We start from the raw sequence: 7721 nt of genomic DNA on the forward strand, positions 1-7721 counted from the left end.
AACCTACCTTGCTGGGTTTGTGTTCCCTACCTTTTCTCAAATTTCTCCAAAAATTTCAATGTCTTATCTCTTTTCAAGACTTACGCAGCAGATCTATTGACAGGTTTTTTAAATTCTTGTCCAATTAAAGAAATTTAAAAACTGATTACAGGAGGTTAACATGTTAAAAACAACCCAAAAAACTTTTTTACACAGTCTTCCGATTTCTTATTTTTGCATGATTCTTTCTTCTCTTCCTCTTTTTGCAATGGACACAGGGATGGAAGCTCCAGGAGAAAAACCAGCAGCTGCAAGTGCTCAAACCTTTTCTGCTGTTCTTAAAGGAGAGATGGCTAAATCTGAAAAAGAAACCTCGTCTTCTTCAAAAAACTTTTTTCCACTTTCAGGTTATGACTTAAGAGACTCTCAAACACTTTTAACACGCTTAAAAGCTTCTAATCCTCCTGAACATCAAAATCCTTATCTTATTTTGAGAAAATTAAAACAAGCCAAGCCTCCGTTAACAATTTATTTGAAAAATTAGAGACTTTAAAATTATCAACACATGTTGAATCAACCCCTACAAATCTCCTTCTCTCTTCTAACACAGAAATCGCGTCTCTTGCTCAGCAGATTAAAACAACGGGAGACGAACTTGCTGACAGCTTAAGAGATCAGTTTGGATTGACCATAACATATCTTAGGAACGTGAGGATTTCAGAATCATTTCATAAAATCTTTCAAGGAAAAGAACAACCATCGAGCACCACTTTTCAAGCTTTGCTCCTACAATTTTTAGAGGAAGAAAAAAACAATTATACAAATCGATATGAAGAGATGAAAAAGGACAAAGAAAAATTTGAGTTATGGCAACCAACAAGTCTTCATAGAGAAAAATATTACCCAACTGACAACTGGAAAGATTTGAAAGTATTAACAATTTGTCCTTTTAATTACCATCTCTATGCCGCAATGATGACTTTTTTAGATGACACCTACAGACGTTTGGGCCTTCTCCAGGAGGGAAAATCCCTTGTTGAAGGCGATTCAGGATTCAAATATGGCCCCTATGATAAGAGATATGTTGGCGCTTATGTTCTTCAATGCGCAGAAAAAAGAAAAGCTTAGAAAAACTCTAAAAATCAACCTAAAACCCTTAAGAAGAAAAATACATTTTTCTTCTTAAGGGTTTTAAAGAACACCTTGAAACTCTCAATAAATGTAAACGTCTGATTTGTATTACCCAAGCTTGTCAATTCGTCTTTGATGCCGCTCTCCCCCTTTAAAAGGTGTCGTAAGAAAGGCTTCTAAACATTCCTCAGCGGTATAAGCTCCAATAAGTCTTTCTCCAAGAACGAGGATATTAGCATCGTTATGAAGTCTCGAAAGGCGTGCTGATGTAACATCATAACAAAGAGCAGCACGCATGCCTGAAGACCGATTTGCTGCAATACTTATTCCAATTCCTGATCCACAAATCAAAAGCCCAAAATCTCCAGTTCCTTGTTTTAAAAACTCAACAACTTTACCCGCATAATCTGGATAATCCACAGGCTCTTCACTTGAATGTGTTCCACAATCAACAAACTCATGGCCCATTTTAGTTATTTTCAATTTTAAAATTTCTTTTAAAGAAAACCCCGCATGATCTGAACCACAAATAATTTTTAATGACATTTCCTTGATCTTCCTCTTAAAAAATGTTTAGAGTTTTATTAAAGAACTTTTTATAAAACTTTCCTTTACATTCTCATTTTTTTAAGGACAAAACAATGCCTTATATTTACCATATTGCAGATTACACTGCTTGGGAAAAAGCTAAACAACAAGGATTTTACTTAGGCAATCAACGAGATCAAAAAGATGGATTCATTCATATGAGTTTACCATCACAAGTCAAAACAACAGCGCTTAAATATTATGCAAATACATCGCATCTTGTTCTTTTTAAAATGAAAGAATCTGGTCTTAAAGACCATCTCAAATGGGAGCCTAATTCTAAAGGAGTCATTTTTCCCCATTATTATAAAAAACTTGAAATTCAAGACATTGAAGAAGCTCTCCCTTTTTTCCCACAAACCTTTGATTACACATCTCTTTAATTTTTTTTAACATTCTCTCTCTCCTAAAGAAAAGAGTTGTCGAGCGCCCTGTTATAAAAACAGATTATATTTAAATTATTTGTGCAGGTAGCTCTTTAATTTACGTATGCTTGTAAAAAACTAAGTAGTTTTTCCTGAGATTTATTTCCTAAGTTTTTTTTCACAATATAAAAACATAAAAATTCACCTTAAAAAAATAATACGAAATGAAAAATTGATGTTTTAAGCTTTTTCCCTAAGGAAATCAATACATCCTTATTACTTGCTTAAAAAATTGTTCGTTTAACAAAAACAATCCTTATCTAAAAAAATAAAGGAAGAAACCTTATGTTACAACCAAATTCCATACACCATTTTAAAGAAACTCCTTTTTTAGTTTCCAGAGACGATATTCCATCCCTTTACTCAGTGGATATCAATCATAAATCATATTTCTTAGGTATTTTAAAAGATTTCAGAAAACATTCTCGACTTTCAAAATTCCTTCCAGAACAGGGTAGAATTTCTCTAAGCTGGGTTCACTTAGGAGAAAATGAAGTTTTAATGCCTCACACACATCCTATAGATTCTATGATCATTGTATGCTCTGGAAAAGTTAAATCTTTAGGAGAGGTTGAAACAATTCTTCAAGAAGGCGATATTTTTTTTACACCTGCTCACTCCCTTCACGGATTTATAGGACTTGAAAATAAAGGATTCTGGGGGCTCTCTCTCCAATTTGAGGAACGTGGCCTCTATGAGAACTCTACGCAACCTCTTGTATCCTTTATTAAGGATGTAAAAGAGCCTGCTATAAATGATCAAATTAATTCAACCTCTCTTTCCAGTATTTTAAAATTAAACAAAGCGCTGAAAGAAGACTTTTCTCATAACAAGCTTTTTGCCTTTTTAAATAACCCTAAAAATCAAACCGAAGAAATAAAAGAAAATTTTTTATCTTTTTTTCAAATATGGTCCAACGCATTTCAAAAAATGGTTCTTTTAAGATCTGTTTTCTGTTCCCAAGAAATTTATCAAAAAATTGCAAATATCCATATGGAAGAAGAATTCGGGCATAATATTAGCTTACAAAAAGAAAGAAAAACCCATAAAACAAGTTGGGATCCTATTCTATGTGCAACAGCGGAATGGTTTCCTGGTAAAATTATGTCTTTAGATGAAGTTGAAAAAATTGCCCTCGTTCATCTCGTTATTGAAGCAAGTGCGACAATCTTTTATCAAAATATGCCTTTCTTTATATCGGGCGCATCTAATGATTCTTCTCATTTTAAAATCCATCAAGACATTGATGAAAATCATGAGCTCTTAGGCCTGTCTCTTTTAGAAAATTTAGACGCGCAAATATATAAAAACATTAGCACACTTCAAACTGAAGGATGGGCTATGTTGAATAAAATGTTTGAAAGAATTTCTGAGCTTTTACAGACTAAAATTCTTTAAAATACTTTAAAAAAGATTCTAAAAATGACTTTCAAAACTCTCCAAACCCAATTAGAAGATAAAATATCATCTCTTCCTATTGTGGGACCTTATAAAAAATATAAACAAAACATTCAAGCCGACATTAATCTTTCAGATAATCTCAATCATTTCTTAGAAAAGGATTCTTATCCTCCTTTTGAATGTGAAGCCTTAAAAAATTTATATACAAACATTTTAATTGAAGATGACCCTTCTTTATCTTTTTTGAAAAAAAAGCTTATAGACTCCTTTTTTATAAATGGAGCCCTTGAAGCCGTCAGTGTTCTTTTAGAAACTTTTTGTCAACCATTGGATTCTGTCTTAACCTTCACACCGACTTTTCCTTTTTATAAAGATATTTGCAATAGAATGGGATTTCGCTTTAATGAAGTCTCCTTGGAAGGTAAAAATCTTGATGAATTAAATATAGAGAATGCTCAGAAATTTAATCCCAAAGTCATTCTTATATGTGATCCTAATAATCCAACAAGTACACGAATTAATTCTTCCAATATAGAAAAAACTCTTGAACGCTTTAAAAATTCTTTAATCATTATTGATGAAGCTTATATTGACTTTTCTTCAACCTCTTCAAATCTTCGTTTTGTAAACACTTATTCAAATTTAATTGTTGTGCGGGGATTATCAAAAGGATGGGGAATGGCTTCTTTACGGCTCTGCGCAATTTTTGCCTCTCATACCATCATTGAATGTTTAAAAAGATCCTCTGTTGCTTACCCGATTTCAAAATTAAGCATCGAAAAAGCTCTCTTTAAGTTTTCTTTTGAAAAAGAACTTGTTCGAAATTCTTGGAAACTTGTTAAAGAAGAAAAAAAAAGGCTTACAAAAGAATTAACTCAATTTTCGAAAATTCAAAAAATATATCCAAGTGATACAAATTTCTTATGCTTAACCCTTAAAAATGCAACTGACCTTCATCATCATCTTTTAATGCAAGGCATCCTTGTTGAAAACGTCCAGCATATCATTCCAAACTGCCTTCGCATCACCATTGGGAAGCCTTCAGAAAATGATATGTTTTTAAAAGCTCTCAGTTCTTTTTAAAAAATTTAATCTACAGATAACTTTATGAGGAAAAAATGTCTAATATCAGTTCCCAAGGAATAAGTTACAAATTAACAGAAACAGAATTTAAATTGCTGCCCTATCTCGATAGCCGATTATTTCTGGAAACAGCTATGGCTCGGTTTAATGGATGGGTTAGCCCTTTTGATAGAAATTACTTAGACTGGCCAAGAAGAATCGAAATACAGGAAAAAATGTGTCAATCTTTAAGGCTTGCTCTGAGTCAAAACCTTTCCTCACTTAAAAAGAAAAATTCTTTAAAGGTTATATATTTAGGAGCAGCTCTTGGTTCTATAACAAGTTATTTTACGCTCAATGTTTTAAAAAATTTTGATTTATTAGAAAAAACGGAAGTTTATTTATATGATCTTCTTGTTGAGCCGCTTATGTTAACAAAACAGGGTTTTTTTGAGTTTACAGAAGAAGCAGCACAAGATTGTAAAATATCAAACACTTTTTCTCCGCTTGAGTATAAAAATACGCTAAAAAATGCTACTTTAATTTCAGGAAATATTATAAATCTTCCTGAAGATTTGAAAGATTTTGATATCGTTATTGCGCCCTACATCCACCATCATTTGAACATTTATGATAAAAGAAAAGCATGTCAAGAAATGCAAAGAATTACAGCGCCAGGAGGAATAATTTTGATTGGAGATTTAACATTTAATTATCAAGGATTTAAAGACTGGCTTCTTTATCATAAAGTAGAAGATCTCCCTTATGCTCTTGAGTGTTTTATTCCAATTGAAGATCATATCGGTTTTTTTAAAAAACCTAAAATTATAGATCAATTTAAGGGGGATATTTTTTATAACTTTAGCCTTATAATATAAGATATTTTTCATGATTCATGTTCACATTGTTTCTAATAGCTTTTTTCCACTTCAAGGCGGAATGGAAAAATCAATAGAGAGAATATCACGCTCGCTCTCTACAATTTCTGATTTTAGAGTTCACTTATATGTCCGAAATGTTGAGACTCTAGAAAACATAAACAATCAGCCTTTTACACTAAAAAGCTTACATACCTTAAAAAGAGATATTTTTGAACCCTGCGAATCCTATACAGATACATATGAAAACAATAAATGGAAAGAAAAAGAAGCCCATAAATTAGAGTTTTTAATTTTAAAAAATGAAATTTTTAAAACGCTTTCCGAATTTCCAAATGATCCTCATATCATGGTGTCCTTTTATATGTCGAGCACCGGCTTTTTTGGTCAGCATGTTTCAAAAAGTTTAAAAATTCCCCATATCGTAACAGTTAGAGGATGGGATTTTTGTCGCGATCTTTACAATTTATACAGTATAGGATGTATAGATTTCGTTTTAAAGAATGCAGATTATATTATCACGACAAACAAAGAGCAATTAGAAAGCCTTAAAGACCTTTTTTTAGTAGATGAAAAAATTTCCACCATTACAAACGCTGTAGAACCTTTCTTTTTAGAAAAGCCCTGGATCTATCAAAAAAAACAAACCATCTCTCTTATTTCTGACATTGGTTTTTATTATGCTAAAGGAACGCATATTCTCTTGAAATCATTTGAAATTCTTTTGAGCAAAGGATATCCTCTGACATTAAAAATTCTCGGAAAAACAGAGACTCAGAATAAAAGCTACTGGACAAATCTTAAAGAAAAATTCAAAGAAAATTATCAAAACTCTTTTTTTTATAGTGATTTTGTAGAATCTTCAGAAGATTTAAGAACTCTTTTATTGAACAGTGATATTTATTGTTCGCCTACCTTAGGGGAAGGATGTTCTAATGCCAGAATTCAAGCTCTTTGTGTTGGAATTCCTATGGTCACAACACAATGCTCAGAAATTTTAGATTTTTATCCTCTCTTAAATCCTAAGTTTATTGAGCTCAGCCTGCCAGGAGAGATTGAAGGATTTACAAGCGCTCTTGAGAAAATAATAGTTAAAATTCAAACCCATCAAATTCAAAGACAAGATAAAGACTATAATATGATTCTTAAAAACATATTTTCTTTCGAAACAGAAAAAATAAAATGGGAAAAAGTAATACGAGAAACGCTCAAAAAATTTCAATCAAACCTTCCAAAAAATTAAATGAGAAAAAATGATTTATGCAATTCATGGAGTTGTTCAAAATTTTTCACAGAAAAAATTTTGCCACCGAGATTTTCTTGATTATAATCTTTTTAAGACACATTTAAGAACACGTAAAAAAAAATATGTTTCCTTAGAAAAAGCATTAGAAAACAAAGGAGATGCTTTAACCATAGATGATTCCCTTCTTGGTGCTCTTGAGGCTGCAATTCTTTGTAGAAATTTTGGGCATGACGTAAGTCTCTTTATTAATCCTTTTTATATTGAAGAAAGAATTCTCTATTGGTTTTGCCTTCTTAATATATTTTTAGATCACGCACCTTCTATCAAAATAATATGGGAAAATGAAGAATACCTCTTAAACTCTTTTGAAGAAAAAATAAAGTTTAGAATTAAGATTAAAAATAAAATTGCGAAACTTCCAACAGAAGAAGAAAGACAAACATTTCTTAAACTTTTTTCAAAAGATTTCTTTGACTGTCATTTTCAAATTCCTTCTCATCTCGATCTTCTCACTATAGATGATTTAAGAAATGCTCGTAATCTCGGCATAGAAATTCATAATCATGGTTGGACTCATCGTCAATTAACAGAAGTCAGCCATATAGAATTAGATGAAGAAATTTTAAAAGCAAAAAAATGGTTCCAAAATAAGTTATACATAAACACGGATTTTTATGCTGTCCCCTTTGGAAAAGATCTTCCTTCAGATAAATATAATTTTGATAATTTTAGGATCTGGTTTCTGACTTATTATCAACTTCATTATGGAAAAATTGGTCCTAAAATTTATAATCGTGCACCTTTAATTCTAAAATAAATTCAAATCTTGTCTTTCTCACATTTTGAATCGTTTTTCATAAAAAAATTTCAACAACTTTTTCTTCAAAATTTTCTCAAATAATTTCTTTAAATTTATTTTTTAACCAAACTTTCAAGAAAACAGTATTTTCTGTAAAAACTAGGGCGTGTCATCAATTGAGCCAAAAGATAGAAGCAACCATATAAATAGCG

General features: G+C 31.4%; 9 protein-coding genes. 8 read left to right on the forward strand and 1 reads right to left on the reverse strand.

Translation table 11 applies throughout. The features are described from left to right. Positions 1 to 160: 160 nt before the first annotated feature. Positions 161 to 523, forward strand: coding sequence for a hypothetical protein (locus JSS34_07830; protein MBS0186223.1), 363 nt, complete (start codon positions 161 to 163; stop codon positions 521 to 523). Between the two features lie 140 nt (positions 524 to 663). Next, positions 664 to 1107, forward strand: a complete 444-nt coding sequence (locus tag JSS34_07835; GenBank protein MBS0186224.1) for a hypothetical protein — start codon at positions 664 to 666, stop codon at positions 1105 to 1107. A 111-nt stretch (positions 1108 to 1218) separates the two neighbouring features. On the opposite strand, the gene rpiB is transcribed toward JSS34_07835, so the two are convergent. Then, the gene (gene rpiB, locus JSS34_07840; GenBank protein ID MBS0186225.1) at positions 1219 to 1656 is read right to left on the reverse strand and encodes a ribose 5-phosphate isomerase B; all 438 of its coding nucleotides are present in this window, start codon (positions 1654 to 1656) and stop codon (positions 1219 to 1221) included. Between the two features lie 95 nt (positions 1657 to 1751). Between rpiB and JSS34_07845 the strand changes: the two genes are divergently transcribed. The 6 genes from JSS34_07845 (at position 1752) to JSS34_07870 (ending at position 7527) form a co-directional block, all read left to right on the forward strand. Next, positions 1752 to 2081, forward strand: a complete 330-nt coding sequence (locus tag JSS34_07845) for a DUF952 domain-containing protein (protein MBS0186226.1) — start codon at positions 1752 to 1754, stop codon at positions 2079 to 2081. Between the two features lie 327 nt (positions 2082 to 2408). Further along, positions 2409 to 3521, forward strand: coding sequence for a cupin domain-containing protein (locus JSS34_07850; protein ID MBS0186227.1), 1113 nt, complete (start codon positions 2409 to 2411; stop codon positions 3519 to 3521). Positions 3522 to 3545: 24 nt separating this feature from the next. Beyond that, positions 3546 to 4607 carry a histidinol-phosphate aminotransferase family protein gene (locus tag JSS34_07855; protein ID MBS0186228.1) on the forward strand — a complete coding sequence of 354 codons (1062 nt, stop codon included), beginning with the start codon at positions 3546 to 3548 and terminating at the stop codon, positions 4605 to 4607. A 35-nt stretch (positions 4608 to 4642) separates the two neighbouring features. Beyond that, positions 4643 to 5464 carry a class I SAM-dependent methyltransferase gene (locus tag JSS34_07860; GenBank protein MBS0186229.1) on the forward strand — a complete coding sequence of 274 codons (822 nt, stop codon included), beginning with the start codon at positions 4643 to 4645 and terminating at the stop codon, positions 5462 to 5464. A gap of 10 nt (positions 5465 to 5474) precedes the next feature. Next, positions 5475 to 6707: a glycosyltransferase family 4 protein gene (locus tag JSS34_07865; GenBank protein ID MBS0186230.1), complete on the forward strand. Its 1233-nt coding sequence runs from the start codon at positions 5475 to 5477 to the stop codon at positions 6705 to 6707. Positions 6708 to 6717: 10 nt separating this feature from the next. Beyond that, positions 6718 to 7527 carry a polysaccharide deacetylase family protein gene (locus JSS34_07870; GenBank protein ID MBS0186231.1) on the forward strand — a complete coding sequence of 270 codons (810 nt, stop codon included), beginning with the start codon at positions 6718 to 6720 and terminating at the stop codon, positions 7525 to 7527. Positions 7528 to 7721: the final 194 nt, after the last annotated feature.

It is taken from the genome of Pseudomonadota bacterium (assembly GCA_018242545.1).
Classification (GTDB): domain Bacteria; phylum Pseudomonadota; class Alphaproteobacteria; order 16-39-46; family 16-39-46; genus 16-39-46.

Coding starts and splice junctions, on each gene's coding strand:
- JSS34_07845 (MBS0186226.1), top strand. CDS start 1,752: ATGCCTTATATTTACCATATTGCAGATTACACTGCTTGGGAAAAAGCT.
- rpiB (MBS0186225.1), bottom strand. CDS start 1,656: ATGTCATTAAAAATTATTTGTGGTTCAGATCATGCGGGGTTTTCTTTA.
- JSS34_07855 (MBS0186228.1), top strand. CDS start 3,546: ATGACTTTCAAAACTCTCCAAACCCAATTAGAAGATAAAATATCATCT.
- JSS34_07860 (MBS0186229.1), top strand. CDS start 4,643: ATGTCTAATATCAGTTCCCAAGGAATAAGTTACAAATTAACAGAAACA.
- JSS34_07850 (MBS0186227.1), top strand. CDS start 2,409: ATGTTACAACCAAATTCCATACACCATTTTAAAGAAACTCCTTTTTTA.
- JSS34_07830 (MBS0186223.1), top strand. CDS start 161: ATGTTAAAAACAACCCAAAAAACTTTTTTACACAGTCTTCCGATTTCT.
- JSS34_07865 (MBS0186230.1), top strand. CDS start 5,475: ATGATTCATGTTCACATTGTTTCTAATAGCTTTTTTCCACTTCAAGGC.
- JSS34_07870 (MBS0186231.1), top strand. CDS start 6,718: ATGATTTATGCAATTCATGGAGTTGTTCAAAATTTTTCACAGAAAAAA.